This is a genomic window from Paenibacillus xylanexedens, assembly GCF_001908275.1.
In the GTDB taxonomy this organism is placed as follows: Bacteria; Bacillota; Bacilli; order Paenibacillales; family Paenibacillaceae; genus Paenibacillus; species Paenibacillus xylanexedens_A.
This window is the reverse complement of record NZ_CP018620.1, coordinates 2,236,275-2,256,927: the sequence shown is the minus strand read 5'-3', so window position 1 is coordinate 2,256,927 and position 20,653 is coordinate 2,236,275. Positions and strand designations below refer to the sequence as shown.

Genomic DNA, 20,653 nt, shown 5'->3' with positions numbered 1-20,653 from the left:
AATTCTTATATGCGAAAAATTTAATAAAGCTAACCTTATTGAAGCTAACTGCTGTCTTTCTGCATAGGATGTACCTCGATAGGCTTTATTGCCCCGAATTCCAGCGGTCATATGCCCCCTGATACAGTTCGATGATACGGTCACTGCCCATTTTCTCCATCTGTGCAATGTACTTATCCCAGTTCTCAAGTGGTTCCTGGCCGGTCACAAACTTCGCTTCCATCTGTTTAACGTACGTATCCAGGTCAGACAATAGAGCGGTTGCTTCGCTCTGCTCTTCATTCGTCAAATAAACGTTAGGAAATGGTGCTTTTCCGATAGGTACCAACTTCTCTTGATTTTGCTGGTCAATCCACTCATCAAATTCGGTGCGTAGACCCTTCGCTACATCCGGATCATTAATGCCCGGTGTCAAGATACCAAAGTTCGGCGTGATTTTACCCCGGTATTCCTCGCGATCACCGCCGCCAGGAACAGGGAGCCACTCTTTAACGTGATTTTCCTTGTCTTTGAATTGCCATAACACACCTTCCGGACCTTGATTGAACAGTGTCGCACCTTCATAGCTGTATAAGTAATCGATCCATCGCATCGTCGCCTCGGGTGACGGGTTGCTGCTCGTAATAGCAAAAGTACCGCGAGCCGACATGCCCGGATGCTTGCCGTATACCGGAGAATCTGCCACCTCGCTCTTCACCGGTGTCATCAGCGGATGATCCGTGCTAGGCTCACCGCCGAGCGTGAAGTATGGATGGTAATCGTTGAACAGTGCAAGTTTGTTGCTTTCACCTTTTGCTTTTTTCTGATCACCTGTTTGAGAGAAGGTCTCATGATCCAGCAAGTCTTCCTTCCACAAGCGGTTCATGAATGTAAGATAACCTCTGTAGCCCTCTTCTTGATAAGGATAGTGAACTTTACCGTCCTTATCGGAATAGATGCCTTCGTTGTACATTCCCCAGAAGCCGAAGAAAAACATGCGAAGATCATCCAGTTTTACAGAAGTAAGCGGAATTTCATCTTGCTGGCCATTGCCATTGGGATCTTCTACTTTTACACGCTTGAGATAGGTATACAATTCTTCCGTGGTCTTAGGCTCTTCTACGTTAAGTGCCTTCAAGAATTCCCCGTTGTACCACATTGGCCCTCTATACCACACAGCCGCTTTATCAATGAATGGGAGTGCATACATATGTCCATCTGGTGTTGTAAATGATTTGCGCACATCCGGGTTCTCATCGAGAATCTTTTTGATATTTGGGGCGTAACCTTCGTCAATGTATTTTTCCAACGGGATCAGGATGCCCTGGCTGCCATAAGTCACCTGTTCGGCTGGCTTGAGGTCCGCAGCATAGAACATATCCGGCAAGTCTCCGCTCGCGAAAACCAGATTTTTCTTCGTTTCAAAGCTGTCGATCGGTGAGAGCTGGTACTCCAGCTTGATGCCCGACAGTTTCTCCATTTCTTGCAGCACAGGCATGGTGCTCCAATCGGCTACGCCCGCATCTTGGGACATGACCTTTAACGTTAGCGTTTTGTCTACAATGGGGAAACCTTCTTTTTTGACCCCCTCTACTTTGGAGGTCGTGCTTCCATCTTCATTGGTTGAACCACAAGCTGCAAGCAATGTTGCGAATAAGGTGAGACAGAGTGTAATGGATGAAGCCTTGCGAAGCTTTTTCATAACAACAACTCCCCTTGTTTAATGTGGTATATGGATTAAGATCATCCCTTAACGGAACCGATCATAACACCCTGTACAAAGTAACGCTGAAGGAATGGATACACCGCAATGACAGGCAGGGTGGCAACAATAATGACAGCATATTTGACCAGTGCAGCGATCTCCGCTTTGGTATTCATCGCCGTTGCTGAAGACGTATCGATAGCGCCTCCCCCTTGAGCCGCCATTTCTTGGAGCACCAGAATCTGGCGCAGAAAGAGCTGCAGCGGGTACTTGGAGGAATCATTCAGATAGATCATGGCACTAAAATAGCTGTTCCAGTGTCCGACTCCATAGAAGAGCGCCATCACTGCAATGATTGGCATCGAAAGTGGGAGCACAATCTTGATGAACAACCGGGTGTTGGTACACCCATCAATATGCGCCGCTTCCTGTAACTCCTTGGGGATGGTCGATTGGAAGAACGTCCGGCATACGATAATATTCCAGATGGATGCAGCTCCAGGCAGAATAAGTGCCCACATGCTGTTCACCATACCAAGATCCTTAACCAACAGGTAACTTGGGACAAGCCCTCCGCCGAAGAACATCGTTACCATAAACATCGCCATGAAGAATCCACGTCCCACAAAATCCGAGCGGCTGAGCGCATAGGCTGCCGGTAGTGTAACAATCAGGTTAACGATGGTGCCTACAACGGTATAGATAATCGTATTTTTGTACCCAATCCAGATGTTGGTGTTCTCAAACACCCGGGCGTAACCTTCAAACGTAATCCCTTTTGGCAGTAGCCACATCTCACCGGAGGCTACATATTTGGGATCACTGATTGAAGCACTGATGATGTATAACAGCGGATACAGCACAATGACGAGTGCTAACGTCAGATAGATGTAATTACACAATAAGAACAATTTATCACTTCTGCTTTCTTTCACTGCGGTTGACATGTGTTCCCCCCCCTTTTACCACAGGCTGTTTTCACTGGTGCGGCGTGCAATCTGATTCACGGTAATAAGCAGAATCGCATTCACTACGGAGTTGAACAATCCCACCGCCGTAGAGAAACTGTACTGCGCATCGACCAGACCGGACCGATAGACAAATGTTGAGATGACATCGGACGAGCCCATGTTCAACGGATTTTGCAGCAGCAGGATTTTCTCGAATCCGACGCCCAGAATACTGCCCATATTGAGAATTAACAAGATGGTGATCGTAGGAATAATCGCTGGTATGTTAATATGTAAAATCCGTTTAAACCGACTTGCACCATCCACCACAGCCGCTTCATGCAGTTGCGGGTCCACACCCGATAGAGCGGCAAGGTATATAATGGTGCCCCAGCCTGCACTTTGCCAGACTCCTGATAGTACATACACTGTCTTGAACCACGCAGGGTCCGTCAGGAATTGAGGTGCCTGGAATCCAAGGGCCTGTACCAAATTGACAATCATGCCTGACGAGGGTGATAAAAAGGTAATGATCATCCCCGACATCACCACGACCGAAATGAAATGCGGTGCATACGTGACGGTCTGCACAGTACGCTTGAAGAAGGAATCCTTCACTTCATTGAACGCTAACGCCAGAATAATCGGCAGTGGAAAACCTATAGCCAGCTCATACAAGCTGATGCTAAGGGTATTCCATAGTAGATCCCAGAAATAATACGAATTGAAGAAACGGATGAAATGATCGAATCCGACCCATGGGCTTCCTGTGACACCAAGCGTTGGGATGAAGTTTTTAAATGCAATTTGTATGCCGTACATCGGACCATAATGGAATATCAGAAAGTATAGAAAGGCTGGTGCAATAAACAGATACAACTCCCAGTTCCGAATCGTCCTTCTCCATAATTTATTTTTCTTACTGCTCGGATTCGTGTATACCGATAAGTTTTGCGACAAGGCGGACTTCCCATCTGGTTGCATCAGTTGTTTCCTCCTTTTTTGGTAACGCTTACATACCGAGTTTATGGTTCATTTCCTAATCCGTAAATATGCCATTTCAATCTTCACTTCTAAAATCACGGAATATACTGTTACAACAGGGGTTTACACTTTTGTTGCCAGCTTGTCATTGTCATTTCGGGGTTTTAAAACATGTAGAATTTGACCTGTTTCCCTCCTGTAGTTGTCATTGAGAGTCTCATCACATGAACTTGAAAGATGTCAGATCCGAACTTAGGTTAGAAAACAGACCTTAAAGTCAAAACCCACATATACGCATGGGACACGGTATTGATGTCTACAGCCATCATACTGAATTCTAAAGTTTGCAGGTTTCAAGGTTTTACCGATGTGATACAATGTAATATTATCTATCATATATCTCTCGCGCACTACGAGCCTGTAATGGCTTGCCTTTATTCTATATTTCTCCTCCCTCTTTCGTATATATGTTGTTTTTATCTTTACCTTCAGGATACATAAACGCTTATAAACACTAGTAATTTGGAGTCATATATGTAGATTTTGCACAAGGTGTGGAATTTGAAAACAGTAGATATTTCGGAAAAGACCATTAAAAAAAGCCATTCCGCTAACACGAACTGGCTTTATAACCTAAGGAGCTATCCATTTAATTCATAAAAAATGACAAAATTAATTACACTACATGTAATATAAATGATCATATGAAAACCTGTGTACAGTTTCAACTCAAATAAAAAACCACTCTCCATACATGTATGGAGAGTGGTTTTGAAGATACACATCCGTTTTATCCATGTTCAGTTTGTAGGGTTTGCAGTGAATTTACTTGCCAGAAGGTTGAGCTTCTGCCGTATACCCTGTTGGGATATCCGTTTCTGCAGTCACATTTGTGATAACCATCGGATACATCATGTCTGGATCAGGTTGAATAATGGAATAGAGCACGATAGCGCGTCCATCCTTCTCCAATTTCACATCATCAATCTTCAATCCATAACCAGGGTGCGGCATTTCAGCACTGAGTTTAACTTTGGTTGTTTTGTCATCAACCTTCGTCGTTGTTACTTCAGGTACAATCGCTTGTTGGCCCTCACCTGGATTGGTTGGAGCTGGCTCTGTCGAGCCGCCATTGCCGTGTTTATCCACAAATTCAAGTGCATTGAAGATCATGCTTGCAGCCTCCATACGGGTAAGCGACTGATCTGGACGGAAATTCCCGTCCTTATCCAGTTCAATGATGTTCATGTTCAGCAGGTTCTGGACTGCAGATATGGCGTCCTTACCGATTTTATTTTCGTCCTTAACAAGATTATACTTCATGATGACCGGATAATTCCCGGTTGTGTTAATCCCTTCATGTAGCAAAGTGACAAACAGTTCACGTGTCATCTTGCCCTGCGGGTTCACTTCAACCGGAATGGACAGTCCATTCTGAGTAGCGGCCTGCACCGCATCGGCATACCACGTATCCGGACTGATTTTATTCTGAGCGGATGCTTCCGCAAATTCATTTTTCAGACCAAATGCGTTCACAATCAGTTGAACACCCTGTGGCTCGGACAATGCGAGATCTGGACGGAACAGATCCGCTGTTACTCCGCTAACAATGCCTTTTGATTTCAATGAATCCACAATCGACTTCTGACCTTCATCCTTCACATCTGTGAAAGCAAATACCGATGCACCTCCTGCTGTCAAAGAAACGCAGAGCGCAAGTGTTGCAGCCAAACCTTTTTTATGTTTCATTTCCTGGCACCTCCATATGATTAGTAAAGCCTATTTTTTACCTCTTCATTCCTACAGACGGCATACCCACGAAAAATGTTTCAGTAATTTCGACATCTGGTGAATACAACACGGGAACACGGCATAGAGCTCCTTTCCGACGCCGCTAATCCGATTACCTGCTTTTTGCTAACTGGCTTCGTTGACATCCCATCGGATTAGAGCAAAAATAAGAATAGAGAAATCTATCGGGTGACGGATAAACAACGAACTAGATCGCATACAGTAAGAGGGCACGACGCGCTAATAACAGGTGTCGGCCCTTTTCTTGACTCCACCTGCCTGAACTGACTTCACCTATAACAAAAGGAGAACAACGCTTATGTCCAAGAAAGGATTACTTCGCGGTTATGTTGTGTCGAACTGGCCTGTTTATCTGGTTGCTGTTCTTCTGATTATTGCCTCCAATGTCGGGCAAGCATCCCTGCCCCGCATACTCGGCAGTTTCACGGATCAGTTGATACAGAACTCTCTTCAGATGCAGACGGTCGTAAGGTACAGCCTGTCCCTTCTAGCTATTGCCATCGGGTATAATCTGCTGTTCGGCACCGGGCAATTCATGATTATGAAGCTCGGTCGACGCTTCGAATTCATGACGCGTGAGCGTATATTCAGTAAGTTTTCCGAACTTAGCGAATATTATTTCTCCAAACAGGGGAACGGAAAACTCCTCAGTTATGTCATGAATGACGTTACTTCCGTTCGTGAAGCGATCTCCAATGGTGTGACACTCATGACCAATGCCACCTTCCTGCTGTTGTCCTGCATTGTCATGATGCTGCTTAGCGGGATTCCGTTGACGCTCATTCTAATCAGTGTTGTTCCTTTGCTGGCGATTCCATTTCTGGTCGTGTTTTTTGGTCCGCGGATTCGCAAGCGCTCTCGCGACGTGCAGGAAGCTCTTGCTACCATGACGGAGTCGGCAGAAGAACAGTTGGGCGGCATTCGCGTAACCAAGACGTTTGCCATCGAAGACAGTGCTCGTGCACGCTTTGGAACTACCGTCGATGCAATCAAGAGCAAACAGCTTCGTCTGGTTCGTCTGTCTTCGTTGTTTCAAGCCTTGCTACCGCTGCTGGGAGCTATCTCATTGGTCGTTTCTCTGCTTGTCGGAGGTATTATGACCATGCAGAATTCTATTACACTTGGGAGTTTTGTCGCCTTAACCTTATATCTGCGCATGATCATGGGACCGCTTCAACAGATCGGCAATGTTATTAATACCGTTCAGCGCTCAGGCGCATCACTGGAGCGGGTGAATGACCTGCTCAGCGAAGTAGCGGATGTACGTGAACTTCCTGAAGCCACATCGCTCCAAACCGTACAAGATATCACCATGGAGAATCTAACCTTCTCCTATCCTGGCAGTTCATCTCCTGCTCTCAAAAACATTCAACTCAATATCCGTGCCGGGCGAACGGTCGGTATTGTAGGCAAGACCGGCTCAGGTAAAAGTACCCTCGTTAAGCTATTGCTGCGTACATATGAACCACCTGAAGGAACGATTCGCATCAATGGTACCGATATTCGGCAGCTATCTCTGGAAAGTCTAAGATCGCGCATCGCCTATGTCCCTCAGGATGGATTCCTGTTTAGTACCACCATCCGGGATAACATCGCATTCAGCGACCGGGAAGTATCGCTGGATACAGTGGAACATAGTGCACGGCAAGCCATGATCTATGATAATATTGTCCGTTTTCCTGATCGCTTCGATACACTGCTTGGCGAACGTGGACTCACCTTGTCTGGTGGACAGCGTCAGCGAACCAGCCTTGCAAGAGGACTGATCAAACAAGCACAGTTACTTATTCTGGATGACAGCATGAGCGCGGTTGATGCGGTCACCGAGAGTGGTATTCTGCGCAGTTTGCGCGAGATCGGCAAGGGCAAGACTACATTAATCATCTCTCACCGCATCAGCGCGGTCCGTCATGCGGACGATATTATTGTTCTGGATGAAGGGCGAGTCGCTGAACAGGGAACACATGCGCAGTTGATGGCTGCCAAGGGGTTATATGCGGCCACCTACCGTTTGCAGGAGGAGGGATTACATCATGTCTAACGATAACGCTGAACTTCACCCAGACGCAGAAGACGATCAGAGTAAACGAACTTCGTTTAAAGCGATGATGGCATACGCCAAACCTCATAAATGGGCTTTTGCCGGTATCTTCTTCTGCTCACTGCTTGGCATATCGGCAGATCTGTTACAACCCTATCTGGTGAAGATCGCCATCGATGATCATCTGGCCGTGGGCCAGACCAGTGTGGGCTTTCTCGTTCAACTCGCAGCCATCTTTCTTGGGCTGGCTGTCATCAGTTTTATTTTTACCTATATCCAGAATAATCTGTTGCAGCATGTGGGACAGAACATTGTATCCCGGATCAGAAAGGACCTGTTCAGTCATATCTCCAAGATGTCCATGTCCTTCTTTGACCGTTTTCATATCGGCAGTCTGGTCACAAACGTATCCAGTGATACGGAGACCATCAGCAGCTTTTTCACCCAAGTACTACTCAGTCTGATTCGGGATGGTATGATGCTGGTGCTCATTATCGTCTTTATGTTCCAACTTGATCCTGTGCTGGCGACATACTCCCTGATCGTTCTGCCTGTCATTGCGGTGGTTGCGGTATTATTCCGTAGTCGACTGCGGAAAGCTTATCAAAATGCCCGTACGTGTCTTTCCCGTCTGATCGCATTTACGGCGGAGAACTTGTCCGGCATGTTCCTGATTCAGGCTTTTCACCAAGAAGAAGAACAGAAGAAACGTTTCTCGGAACAGAACGCACTTCACCTGAAAGCCAACATTGCTCAAGCCCGCTCCAATGTTATCTTCAACCGGACGTTTGATATCCTTGGCAATGCGGCACTGGTTATGATGGTCTGGCTTGGAGGTCGCGCCGTACTGGGTGAGTCCCTGCAAGTCGGGGTATTATATGCGTTTATCAGCTATATCCGTCAGTTTTTTCAACCGATTAACCAGATTACAATGCAATGGAATACATTCCAGTCCACGACCGTATCGATGGATCGCATCTGGAACATTCTGAATACGCGGCCTGAAGTTGCTGATCCCAAACCCGGGATGGCCTCCTCGCTTGAACCACAAAATGTGATGGGCCAGATTGATTTTAATGATGTGTCGTTTGGTTATCGGGCAGACCGGCCCTTGATCCAACAGATGAACCTGCACCTCTATCCGGGTGAAATGGTAGGTATCGTAGGAACAACAGGCGCTGGCAAAAGCACACTGATCTCCCTGCTCAATCGCTTCTATGATGTAGACAAGGGCAGTATCGAGATTGATGGTACAGATATTCGGCATCTGCCGCAGGCTAAGCTTCATCGGATCGTGGGTCTGATTCAACAGGAACCCTTCCTGTTCTCCGGTTCCATTATTGATAACGTGAGGATGTTTCGTGAAGATATTACGCGAGAGCAGGCGATTGAGGCCTGCCGGTTTGTCGGGGCACATACGATGATTTCACGTTTGCCTCAAGGATATGATACACATCTATCCGAACGCGGAAGCGGACTATCCGCTGGGGAGCGGCAATTGATTTCATTTGCCCGAATCGTGGTGTTCCAGCCCCGAGTGCTCATCCTGGATGAGGCAACCGCCAATCTGGACTCACACACGGAACAGCTTGTGCAGCAGGCGCTGGAATCGGTATCCCAGGGACGCACCACCATTGTTATTGCTCATCGTCTGTCCACAGTAATGCATGCCGATCGAATTCTGGTGATGGAAAATGGTGAGATCGTGGAGGAAGGACCGCACCAGGAACTAATCGCAGCCAAAGGTGTATATGCAGACTTGTACACCCATGCGCGTGATGCAGGTAAAAATTCAGCTATATCAGGGTAATGAACCTGAGTTATAGTAAATACAGAACGTTGAACATGCCGCTCTGCTCATGCAGGCGGCACGTTTGGCATATCGATCAGCATTGTTAGTTAGGAGGAACGTCTATGCAACAACCCGAAACACCCAAGCGTGACCATCAGCAGATTCATTACCGACGCAGCACAGCTCTATGGAAAGGAAGTTTATGCTTCCTGTTCCTTCTCTTGTGTGTGAGCTTATTATGGATCATCGTAGACGGACAAGCCGAAAGACTGGAGACGATATACTATTCCATCGCAGCCGTGCTGGGTATGTGGTTGATCGGACCGCTATTCTTCATGTTTGTGTCACGACTAACCAGAACCCCTGCCGTGTTGTTATCCTGGGATGATGATGCGTTGAGCACAGGCAAACGGAAGATTGCTTGGAGCCAGATTCGCAAAGTTGAACTTGCCTCACCTGCCCGAAGCAAGTGGCTCCTGTCTGCTTCTCCCATGTTTGTCCTGTACCTGAAGGACGGCACACGTTCTCACGTTCAAACCGATCACCTGCTCAGCAAAAAAGAGCTGAACCAGGCGGTGGTTTTGCTTCAGAAGACTTTGCAGGGACAGCAGCAAGCTCTTTAAGTACCGGGATGGATGAGGACAAGCTCCCCACACATCACTGTGATTTCTCTACACCTATAGACAGGCTGACTTTGTAATTGCCGTAAGGTAGCAATGCTTCAAGCAGTTGGCCAAGCTGCTCTGTGGTGCCAGTCTGCACCCGCATTAGATAACAGCCTTCTCCGCTGACGCGATGGACTTCAACGATGTCCTCACGATCAGCAATGAATGTACGGAAGGCGGCATGTCTGTCGCCAGAGTTCAAAAAAACTGTGACAAAGGCCTGTAGGCCGATGCCAAGGCGTTCCGGGTTCCATTTTACCGTGTACCCTTCGATTACACCCAGATCTTGCAGCTTGCGCACTCTTGCACCAACGGCCTGTCCTGTGAGATGAACCTCTTCACCGATCTCTTTGTGAGAACGTTTGGCATCCTGAATCAGAATCTGCAAAATACGTATATCCGTGTCATCTATCATTTCATTCATCTTGCTTCAGCAATCCTTTCACGATGAAATTAGCGTGGCCTAATTCCATTCATCATGTTATGTACGCCGTTAAACGGGTTGTATACCATATAGGGTAATACTATTCAACAACTCGAAGGAGTGCAAATATAATGAAAATTCAATTGATTCGCAATGCTACACTGTGGCTGGAATACGGAGGGCTGAACATTCTCGTTGATCCGATGTTGATGGACGCTGAAGTCATGCCTGCATTCCCGAACACACCCAATGAGTTACGTAATCCAAGAGTGAGTTTGCCCGAAATCGAAACGGATTACCTGAATCCGGATCTGTTGATTGTGACACACACGCATGTGGACCACTGGGATGAAGCAGCGGCGAAACAACTTGGCAAAGACATTCCCCTGATCTGCCAGCCTGGGGATGAGAATGTATTTCTGGGTGCCGGATTCACGAATGTAACAGCTGTAGATGAAAAACATGAGCATCACTCTGTCCGATTCGCCCGTACATCCGGGCATCATGGCACAGGTGAAATCGGTGAACGTATGGGCAACGTGTCCGGTTTCGTACTTGAAGCAGATGGAGAACCTGTCACCTATATTGCGGGGGATACAATCTGGTGTGAAGAACCTGCTGAGGCCATCCTCCAATATACGCCTGAAGTCATTGTCGTGAATGCCGGAGGTGCACGCTTCGTGGAGGGTGATCCCATTACGATGGACGGGCCTGACGTTATCGCCGTGAAGCGCCATGCGCCATCTGCTCATGTCATCGCTGTGCACATGGATGCGATTAACCATTGTGTGATGTCTCGTACGGATCTTGCGACTTATCTGGCATCCGAGCAGTTGGATGGTCAGGTGCTCATCCCACGTGATGGCGAAAGTTTTGAGTTTTGAATTGGAGCGGAAGCTACTCTGAATCAAAGCGGAAGAGAACTAACCTTTTCACACAGGTGAGTGGATTGTAACGAACTCAGCACACGCTATTAGTCTGTTTTCAGCTAATCTAATATTCTACCGAATCCTAGACACGTTATTTCCGCTCTGGGCATGATTTTACCGAGATTTATCCGTCTTTTTGCCAGGATAACGTGTCTCCGATTCGTTAAATTTCTACTATAGCAATAATCGGCACAATAAGGTGTCCTAGGTTCGTTGCTATGAACGTTTTTGTCAAGCCCAGCACAAAATGCTGCTTTTCGCCGAAGCCCTAAGCGCGGGAGTCCATATGCGAGCGACGGTTGGCACGCTGCTATCCGTGGGTTGGTTACCACATGGTATGCCTTCGTCAAGGAGAGCTGTTACAAGCTAGCCACGCACGTTCAGCCCATTAAAAGCCTAGTGCAAACGAACCTCGTACATTCTCTCCTGAACCTTCCATGAACTCCCGGGCTTAGGGCTCCGGGGTTTTCCCCTTTTTCCGTTTAAACCATCCGTCTCTTCAAGATGAATAACAGATTACTGAGCGTTCGGTAGCTCCAACGTTCGGGCGATCGCCCAAATGAACCCGGTCAGTTCCCTGGCCACCGCGGTGACCGCGACATTTTTGTGTTTGTTTAATCCATAAACTAAACGGCGGAATTTTCGGTGCAGCCGTTCCTGGGCTTTCCATGAAATGAGCTGTATGTCCGCAGGCAGACCTTCCAAACGGCGGGCCAAGTCCCCTTTAATCGCAGGCCGATGGCGGTAACTCCATGCCGATTCAATCAAGGTGCGACGCAATCGTCCATTTCCCGCTTTGGTGAGCGAGCCTCGTTGGGTACGGACTCCAGACGAATGCTCACGCGGAACTAGGCCTAAGTAAGCCATGAGCTGAGCAGGAGAACGGAACCGGGCAAAGGAACCGATCTCCGCAGCAAGCGTGATGGCCGTGAGAAATCCAATGCCACGCAGAGACTGTAAAATCTGAATCAAATCGGCTTTGGAACTGGTCGCTGCCTCTTCAATCAAGGCTTTTTCCAGTCGACCGATGCGTTGCTCGATCTCGTCCATGGCATGAAGGTACTCTGTAAACGCAATCTGCATAGGCGCATTCGGGAAGGTCAGTTGTCCAAGCCATACGCGATATTTTTTCGTCCAGCGACGTTTGAGTTGTTCAGGCGGATGGATCTGGTGACGCAATAAAAATTTGAGCACGCGTTGACGAGCCCGGTGAGCATCTTCTTTTGCCGATTCGCGTGCCCGAACCAATTCACGAAGCGCCTCATCTTCACGTGCTGGAACGTAAATCGGCGTAAGCTCGCCTGCACGGAACAGACGTGCCAGTTGCTCGGCATCCCGTCGATCGGTTTTCACGTGATCGCCGGAGCGTTTGGGGATGAGTGAAGGGGCAATGACGACACAATGGGCCCCCATGGATTCGATCCAGCGGTAGGTTTCGTATCCTGTAGGACCGGCCTCATAACAAAACGAGAGGGAGCTTGCCGGACCCAACTCTTTGATGAGTTTGCGTAAGGCAGCAGGCGCATGAGCAATGGTACCGTAATACCGCGGCTTGTCTTTACCCTCGTCAGCAATAGCGACAGAAATTTTTTCTTTGGATACATCTAAACCAATGAATTTTGTGGTAGACTTCATAGGGATAGCTCTCCTTTGCTGTGTAGCTCTGAAATGGTGGTTCTTACTGTCCATTTTAACCTACGATGTGCAGCAATATGGAGGGCTATTTTTGCGGTTACGTTCATCATAGCTAGCGCGTATGCGTATGACAGGACTGTTCACTCCATTTTCAACACACGCCGTTACCTAACATATATGCTACCTTGTCTGCCACATCATTACTCATGTCTCCCATGCCTTCCCTTTCCCTACAAAACACAACGAAAAAAGCTGGATGCGATGAACTCGCACCCAGCTTTTTTAATTGAAGGAACACGCTGATCCTCTGATCCTCTGAGCCGCTGGCTTCCTTCTCGGACATCAAACCTGCCATTGGGCTCCAACGTGTCCTATCCCTTTACGCTTACGCTAATCCATTACTGAACTTTCAAACGGATCACGTTCCATGATGCTTTCGCCAAGCTCGCCGTAATCAGGGTATCGGATACAACTGCACCCCCGCGATTATGAGGAGCAACACGATTCGGTTGTGCTGCCGTATTAGATGCTTTGAGGTCATCACTCTCCAGCACGATATGCTCGATCACAGTACACTTCCCGAAGCTGCGCAGGTCCACTTCGAGCGGAAGGGATTCTTCCAGATGACGGTTGACTGCAAATACAGTCACTTCACCCTGCTCTTCGTTATGCACCGCAATAGCTTCCAGATAAGGTACGTCTGTGATTTGTTTTGTATCGTACTTCGGAGACTGAATCAATGGCACCAATGCTGTTCCGCGCCCGAAAAGAGATGTATGCATGAATGGATAGAAGATCGTCTGTCTCCATGAACCACCGCCCGTATCTGTCATGATCGGTGCAATCACGTTAACGAGTTGTGCCAAACATGCCATTTTAACCCGATCCGCATGTTTCAGCATACTGATCAACATACAACCAACAAGCAGTGCATCCTCATGATTGTAGATATCCTCCAGCTGTGGCGGAGCAATCTGCCATGGGTCCATCTTCGAATCATTTTCATTGGAGTGATACCATACATTCCACTCATCAAAGGACAGATACATCGTCTTTTTGCTGCGCTTCTTCGCTTTGATATAATCACAAGTCGCCTTCACGGTATCGATAAAACGATCCATTTCAAGCGAGCGTGCCAGGAACGTTGGCGTATCTTGCTCTTGATTACCGTAGTATTGATGCAAGGACAGATACTCCACGTGATCATACGTATGATCCAGCACCGTTGCTTCCCATTCCGGGAATGATGGCATATTCAGGTTTGAACTTCCGCAGGCTACCAGTTCAATCGTCGGGTCCGTCCACTTCATGACTTTTGCCGCTTCAACGGCTGCACGTCCATACTCTTCTGCCGTTTTGTGACCGATCTGCCAAGGACCATCCATCTCGTTACCCAGACACCATGTTTTGATCGCATGGGGCTGCTTATATCCATGCTTGATGCGAAGATCACTATAATACGAACCTTCTGGATGGTTGCTGTACTCTACAATGTTACGTGCTGCATCGGCGCCCCGTGTTCCCAGATTAACAGCCATCATGACTTCAGAATTAGCCTGTTTCGCCCAGTCCACGAATTCGTTGAAGCCAAATTCATTGGTCTCAATCGTTCTCCAGGCCAGTTCCAGTCTGCGTTTGCGTTCTGACACAGGTCCAACCGAATCTTCCCAATTGTAACCGGATACAAAATTACCTCCAGGATAACGTACAATCGGTACATTCAACTCCTTGACCATCTCCAGCACATCCGTGCGGAAACCCTGTTCGTTCGCTGATGGATGCCCCGGCTCGTAAATCCCGCCATAGACTGCACGTCCCAGATGCTCAATAAATGATCCGTACAAGCGCTTATCCACTACACCAATAGTAAAATCTTTATCTACCGTCATTTTTGCTTTTTCCATAATGAATTTCAACTCCTTAAGATTAATATAAAAATTAATTGATATTCTATGGATCAACGTTCATATTTATATTAAAATCGATTATAGCCTTAATTTCAACCTGAATTTTGCAAAATGTTATTCTTTTTACTGAATTTATGTTTAACTTAATTCTATACAGAAAAAATGGAGGAACAACTGTGATCAGAGCAAATACCGATGCCGAATGGCTCCCCCTATATGAAGCACTTGCCAGTGAAGTCCGTCTACAGATCATCCGCCTTGTTGCAGAGACTCCGATGAATGTGAAAGACCTTGCTGCTTCACTGGGTCTAAGTAGTGCTATCGTGACCATGCATGTCCGCAAACTTCAGGATGTGGGCATTATTCAGTCCAAAATGATACGCAAAGACGGCGGCACACATAAAATGAACAGTCTTGCTGTAGACTGGATTGGCATCTCCATGCCGCAGGAAAGCGGGACAGCGCGCAAGCTGCACGAAGTTTCTGTACCTGTGGGACACTACACTCACTTTGACGTCTACCCGACATGTGGTCTGGCTACGTCCAATCATGTTATCGGACAGTATGATGATCCTCGTTATTTTCTCGACCCCGAGCGGATGCATGCGCATATTCTGTGGTTTGGTCGTGGATTTGTGGAGTACAAAATTCCAAACTATATCTTATCCGGACAGCAGATCAATGCCATTGAATTGTCCCTCGAGATCGGGTCAGAAGCCCCTTCGGTTAATCCGAATTGGCCCTCGGATATTACATTCATGCTGAATGGCATCCGATTAGGGGAATGGACAAGCCCTGGGGATTCAGGCAACGGACGTGGCATGTTCACCCCGGAATGGTGGAGTGACAGTGTCAATCAATACGGCATGCTCAAGGTACTCCGAATTACCAATGAGGGTACGTTTATTGATGGACAACATCTATCCGACATTACACTCGCAGATATCCCGGTTGAACGCAACCAATGGACTCTTCGTCTTTCGGTGGAGGAAGATGCTCAACATGTGGGCGGGCTTACCTTATATGGCGAGGGATTCGGTAACTACAACCAGGACATCCTGTTCCGACTGTACTATCACGATTGAGTTTTTCAAAATAATAAATAACACCAAAACACCTCCCAGTCGCCTGTCAAAGGCAGAATGGAAGGTGTTTTGTATGCATATGAACATGCGTGGATTATTTAAGAAGGTTCTTGTTCTAACCTACAGCGCACTACCACCAAACAGGAAGCGGTACTCCCAGTGTTTGCCGGAGATATCACTAGTTGTTACACCACCGCCAGCGTTAGAATAGGTGTGTAATACTTTTCCGTCGCCCAGGTAAATCCCTGTGTGAGTAATTGTTGCGGTAGATTTATTCACGCCGGAATACGATGATGCAGAGCTGCCTTTATACGACATGAAATACATCAGATCTCCGCGTTTCAGGTTTTTCCAGTTCGTCTGAACTGTACCCTTGGCTTTTACATAAGCTCCCTGTTTGCGGGAATCCGCTGGAAGCTTGATGCCCAGTGCATCGATGAAAGCCTGACGTACAAAGCTGGAACAGTCAAAAGTCGCTGTGCTGTTACGACTGGCTCCGAACTCATAAGGTGTTCCCAAATATTTCATTCCCGCTGCAATCACTTTTTCTACAGATGCATTGCCGGTCACCGATGTACCACTATTCGAACCCGATCCGCTTGTGCCGCCACTAATCGCTTGTGTGTATTTGGATGAAGAAGATATGTAGCCTGTCCGGTTAGCAGAATCCTTAATCTTATACCAATCCGAACCGGATTGCTGAAGCACCGTTACCGTTTCCCCTTTAGCAACCAAGCGAACAATCTTCGCAGAAGAAGAAGGTGTTGTGCGTAGGTTTACGCCCCAAATTACTTTTACTTGTGAATTGTCAACAGCAGCTGCCGATACCTGTGCCGTTAGTGCTCCTGTCGTCAGACTTCCCATCAGCATCGTTGCTGTGACACTTGCCGTAATAATCGTTTTCTTCCAGTTCATGATGTCGAGTTCCCCCTGATGTTACAGAATTTTAACCTGGCTTGGTTCTCCCGGGCTTGCCCCATTGTAAACGGGCTATCCATAACGTTCATCAGTCGAAAGTCCTGTATTGATATAGGCACATTTGAGCACTAAGTATCAGGTTCTGTCCATAATCTGCTGGAAAAATTCACTGCTGATCCCTTCTTTTTGAAAGGTTAAATTATTGTAACTATTTGATAGGCTTGATTTTTCCGCGATACAAGAGCTAGGTCGTTTCTCATTCAGGGCATATGCCATATGACCTAGATTTTAATGTTTAAAATCGCAAATATGGTAAACATTACTATGATTCATTTGCCGATTACCGTTGCCCGAATTCACATTTTTGCCTCCAGCCTCAATACGGATCGATTTATCAGCAGTGTTCGTTTGATTATTTCGTATTTCATTTTTGCTTTTCCATAAAAAAAGAAAAGCCAGGGATCTCTCCCCGGCTTAACCTGTATGATGAGTAACATCACTCTACAGCTAGTCGATCAACTCATTTAAGGTTCAATTCCCCATACCTTGGCTCCATCCTGATAAGCTGTCACTTTTGTCCAGGCACTGAAGGCCGATTGGGTGGAATCAAATGAATAATCATTCGTTTGATCAAAATTCGTCCAGTTGTTTTTCGAGAAACGTCCCTGGATGATTCCGGTTTCGGCACCCGCGGCCAAACTGCCAGCACCCGATTTGAATCCAATCTCCAGATACGTATCTGCCGTGCCCTTGGCCGGATCTATCGAAACAAAATGCCCTTCCACGTTACCACTGCCAATCTGCGCATAATCACACCAGAAACTCAGATCAGCGGCACTATCCTTGGTGAAATAATACCGGACCTTCACTTTGCTTAAGTCGACAGCAGTTGTACCTGTATTCTTCACATTGAACTGCGGAGTAATCGCATTGACCGAAGTTCCTGAACTTCCATTACGGTATTGTACTTCAAGCGTTCCTGTTGTGACTGGAGGTGCCAATGGGGTCAACACCAATACATTCGAATTCGTCTGACCACTCGTATTAATGGCTACGACTCTATAATTATAAGCTGTACCATTCACCGCTGTAGCGTCGGTATACGTCAGTGCGGTCAAACCTGTTGCCAGATCAGCATATGCTCCGGTGCCTACCGAACGTTGTACCTTATAACTCGCTGCTCCAGTTGATGCGGTCCATGTCAGTACCGCCTGGGCATCGCCAGCCGTTCCAGTGAGGTTGAATACGCCTGGCACAACGGTACCTGCGAGTGGTGTTGCAGATGCCTGTGTCGACGGTGCAGACTCACCTACGGCATTCACCGCAGTGATGACATAATAATACGTTGTGCCGTTGGTCAAACCTGTATCCGTGAATGTTGATCCTGTAACCCCTGTCGCTACAGACGTATAAGGACCACCATTCACCGCTGCACGTTTCACAGTATACGAGGCTGCACCAGCGGCTGCGTTCCAATTCAGAACCACTTGCTCACTTCCTCCAGTTGCTGTTACGCCAGCAGGAGCAGCGGGTACTTCCACTTCCGGACTATCCGAATCTCCGAGGAGACGATCATACTCGCCGTACGCTGTAGCCATATCCACCTGTGACCAGAACCGGTGATACGTAAAGGTAGGTGCACCGTTTTCCCACTGTTTCGTGGTTGTGTTATATGACGTTTTGTACAGATTATCCAGGTAAGCCCATGCCGGATCTTGCTTGATAGCTGGACGCAGATCGGAGTATCCAATGTATACGCCATTGCCACCTTTTGCCGGATCGGAAGGTACACCTGCTGTACCTGGAATTGTATTGCCTTGACCAAAGGTTCCAGACCAGTTCGCCGGGATATAGATCTCTTTGGCAAAGAAGCGGAAGTAGTCTTTACGTTCTTCTTCTGTAACAATCCCCACACCATCATTGTAATCCCAAGCTGTATCCAGCAAAGCCTCAGCCAAATCCTTGGCTTCTTGGCCTTCCGCGCTAAGTGTACCGTTCTCTGCCTGTGTTCCCGCTGCGAAGAAGGTCAGAGCTTTAACGTAACTTCCCAGAACTCCTGTGTCCTGTACTGGATCTTTGGTCGTTACACGGAAGTTCGGATTTTCTGTAAACGAACTGAATCCATTCCATTTGTCCGGTTGACCCTGCCATTCTTGACCACCCGGAATCCAGAACTCTCCCGGAGCCGGCGTTGTTGCTACCTGAACATTAGTTCCACCCAAAATGCGCTGTCCAGCCGCATTCAGATAATAACCTTGCGCATCTGTCACCGGACGCTCACCTACAAATACATAATCCTTACTCCAGTCGATCCACTTCGTGATTACCTTCTTGGCCATCTGGAAGTTCTCAGAGGTCAAATCCCCGCTCTCCGCAAGAATATAGTACATCTCGGCTACACGCTCCAGCGGCCATGCCTGGAATCCAAACCAGGTGTTGGAATCCGGATCACGATATACAGGTGCCTCCTGATAAGCCATGTCATAGAATGTACTTACGCCTGCCGGATAGGCTTTGTATGAACCATCCAGACTGTTCGTTGCTCCCCCGCCGATGGCTCCTTCATGGGATTGTAGCCAAGTGTAGAATTCCAACTGACGTTTCAGCGTCGCATTCCAATCTGCCTTCGCTGTTGCTGATTCCGGAATCAAGCCGCCAGCCGGGTCAGACAAGGCATACGCTGCAACCGGGTTTTGATAAGCCTGATGGGTATGGCTCGCTCCAATGCGCCAAGCCCAATCCCCACCTTGACCCAAGCCACCTCCCCAAGACGTATACCAAGCCATGAGATACATGTTGGAATCCTTGCCTGTACCCGGAGTTGGTGTACCGCTCTTTGCACTTCCAATTTTCTGGAAGTATTTATCATACATGCCATAGCGCAGATAGTCCCCCATCTTCTTCGCTTTATCCAGATATTCCGGATTGTTGTATCCCATCTCCTTCGCCCAATACAGCACCTGTACTGCACGTGCATCGGCATCCGTTGCGTTTGTGTAACGCCATTGCGCTGACGGTACCTGAGTTTCCTTTGTGAACAAGCTCATGAAGCCTTCGTTTGCCTTACCAAAAGATTTATCATCCTGAGATGGATGCGGAATGGCTTCCCACACAGACTCCTGCTCCCCACGCTGGAACGTGTTCACATAGGTAGCCGTATGTGATGGATTCAACAGGTTTCCATATCCATACCAGTCATCCACATCGACCAGCCAGTGCATGAGATAGGTCTGATTGTTACCATAGGTCGCCTTAAGTTCGGCATCAATCGGGTCTTTACCCGCTGCATATTGACCATTAAGTTGCGATGGATATTGATCAGGAAAAGGTTTTTCCGCTGCATACGTAGCAGGGCTGTTCGGGTTGTATGAGCTCATCGTAGGCTGTTCTTCCTTGCCGTCACCTTCGTTGACCGGGATAATGTATTTCTCCATACTGTCCCAAGCTGCTTCCAGTTGGGACCAATCTCCCGTGTAGTGACCATACATGGTTTCCAACCACAGCCAGTAACTGTATGCCTCTGACGTCGTCATATGACCATAATCCGGGGCCTCACTGAGCAGGGTCTCAATGGAATGATACGGTAGACCCTCTGGCGAAAAATATCCGTTCGCCGGATCTTTCAACTGATCATATAATTGCAAAAACCGGACTTCATTAATGCTGTCTGCCTGAATCTCGATAGCCTGATCTGCGGCATGTGCTGTTTGCGGCCCTGCCCAGAGTCCGGTGTATCCGGTCAACATGACGGTTCCCGCCAGCATGGCTGTTAAACTTTTTTTCGCAGCTGATTTCAACATTAATATATACCTCCCTGGAATAGTGGA

Annotated in this window: 14 protein-coding genes; 5 read left to right on the top strand and 9 right to left on the bottom strand. The window is 47.6% G+C overall.

Annotated features, from left to right (window positions below; genetic code table 11):
- Positions 1-85: 85 nt before the first annotated feature.
- The 4 genes from BS614_RS09820 to BS614_RS09805 form a co-directional block, all read right to left on the bottom strand.
- Complete coding sequence (locus BS614_RS09820) at positions 86-1,681, bottom strand: extracellular solute-binding protein (protein ID WP_074093847.1); 1,596 nt, start codon at positions 1,679-1,681, stop codon at positions 86-88.
- 41 nt (positions 1,682-1,722) lie between these two features.
- Complete coding sequence (locus BS614_RS09815) at positions 1,723-2,631, bottom strand: carbohydrate ABC transporter permease (protein WP_074093846.1); 909 nt, start codon at positions 2,629-2,631, stop codon at positions 1,723-1,725.
- A 15-nt stretch (positions 2,632-2,646) separates the two neighbouring features.
- Positions 2,647-3,618: an ABC transporter permease gene (locus BS614_RS09810; protein ID WP_036668763.1), complete on the bottom strand. Its 972-nt coding sequence runs from the start codon at positions 3,616-3,618 to the stop codon at positions 2,647-2,649.
- Between the two features lie 825 nt (positions 3,619-4,443).
- Entirely contained in the window at positions 4,444-5,367 is a 924-nt protein-coding gene (locus tag BS614_RS09805) for an S-layer homology domain-containing protein (RefSeq protein ID WP_074093845.1), read from the bottom strand.
- Between the two features lie 361 nt (positions 5,368-5,728).
- Between BS614_RS09805 and BS614_RS09800 the strand changes: the two genes are divergently transcribed.
- The 3 genes from BS614_RS09800 to BS614_RS09790 all read left to right on the top strand — a co-directional run bounded on the left by BS614_RS09800 (position 5,729) and on the right by BS614_RS09790 (position 9,886).
- Positions 5,729-7,471: an ABC transporter ATP-binding protein gene (locus tag BS614_RS09800; protein WP_074093844.1), complete on the top strand. Its 1,743-nt coding sequence runs from the start codon at positions 5,729-5,731 to the stop codon at positions 7,469-7,471.
- Positions 7,464-9,281: an ABC transporter ATP-binding protein gene (locus tag BS614_RS09795; protein WP_074093843.1), complete on the top strand. Its 1,818-nt coding sequence runs from the start codon at positions 7,464-7,466 to the stop codon at positions 9,279-9,281. The genes BS614_RS09800 and BS614_RS09795 overlap by 8 nt, the downstream gene beginning before the upstream one ends.
- 104 nt (positions 9,282-9,385) lie before the next feature.
- Complete coding sequence (locus BS614_RS09790; RefSeq protein ID WP_074093842.1) at positions 9,386-9,886, top strand: hypothetical protein; 501 nt, start codon at positions 9,386-9,388, stop codon at positions 9,884-9,886.
- 34 nt (positions 9,887-9,920) lie between these two features.
- On the opposite strand, the gene BS614_RS09785 is transcribed toward BS614_RS09790, so the two are convergent.
- The gene (locus BS614_RS09785) at positions 9,921-10,352 is read right to left on the bottom strand and encodes an Lrp/AsnC family transcriptional regulator (RefSeq protein WP_074093841.1); all 432 of its coding nucleotides are present in this window, start codon (positions 10,350-10,352) and stop codon (positions 9,921-9,923) included.
- A 131-nt stretch (positions 10,353-10,483) separates the two neighbouring features.
- On the opposite strand from BS614_RS09785, the gene BS614_RS09780 reads away from it, so the two are divergent.
- Positions 10,484-11,236, top strand: a complete 753-nt coding sequence (locus BS614_RS09780) for an MBL fold metallo-hydrolase (protein WP_074093840.1) — start codon at positions 10,484-10,486, stop codon at positions 11,234-11,236.
- A 561-nt stretch (positions 11,237-11,797) separates the two neighbouring features.
- Here the strand turns inward: BS614_RS09780 and BS614_RS09775 are convergent.
- Together BS614_RS09775 and arfA are read right to left on the bottom strand one after the other, a co-directional pair.
- A complete protein-coding gene (locus BS614_RS09775; RefSeq protein ID WP_074093649.1) occupies positions 11,798-12,916 on the bottom strand; it encodes an IS110 family RNA-guided transposase in 1,119 nt (372 codons plus the stop codon).
- Positions 12,917-13,314: 398 nt separating this feature from the next.
- Positions 13,315-14,820 carry an arabinosylfuranosidase ArfA gene (gene arfA / locus BS614_RS09765; RefSeq protein ID WP_074093838.1) on the bottom strand — a complete coding sequence of 502 codons (1,506 nt, stop codon included), beginning with the start codon at positions 14,818-14,820 and terminating at the stop codon, positions 13,315-13,317.
- Between the two features lie 182 nt (positions 14,821-15,002).
- Here arfA and BS614_RS09760 point away from each other — a divergent pair, with 182 nt between their 5' ends.
- Positions 15,003-15,908 (top strand): ArsR/SmtB family transcription factor, encoded by a 906-nt coding sequence (locus tag BS614_RS09760; protein ID WP_047844139.1) that lies wholly within the window; start codon positions 15,003-15,005, stop codon positions 15,906-15,908.
- Positions 15,909-16,028: 120 nt separating this feature from the next.
- On the opposite strand, the gene BS614_RS09755 is transcribed toward BS614_RS09760, so the two are convergent.
- Together BS614_RS09755 and BS614_RS09750 are read right to left on the bottom strand one after the other, a co-directional pair.
- On the bottom strand, positions 16,029-16,823 hold the full coding sequence (locus BS614_RS09755) for a C40 family peptidase (protein WP_074093837.1): 795 nt from the start codon (positions 16,821-16,823) through the stop codon (positions 16,029-16,031).
- A gap of 527 nt (positions 16,824-17,350) precedes the next feature.
- On the bottom strand, positions 17,351-20,626 hold the full coding sequence (locus tag BS614_RS09750; RefSeq protein ID WP_074093836.1) for a glycoside hydrolase family 48 protein: 3,276 nt from the start codon (positions 20,624-20,626) through the stop codon (positions 17,351-17,353).
- Positions 20,627-20,653 lie beyond the last annotated feature (27 nt).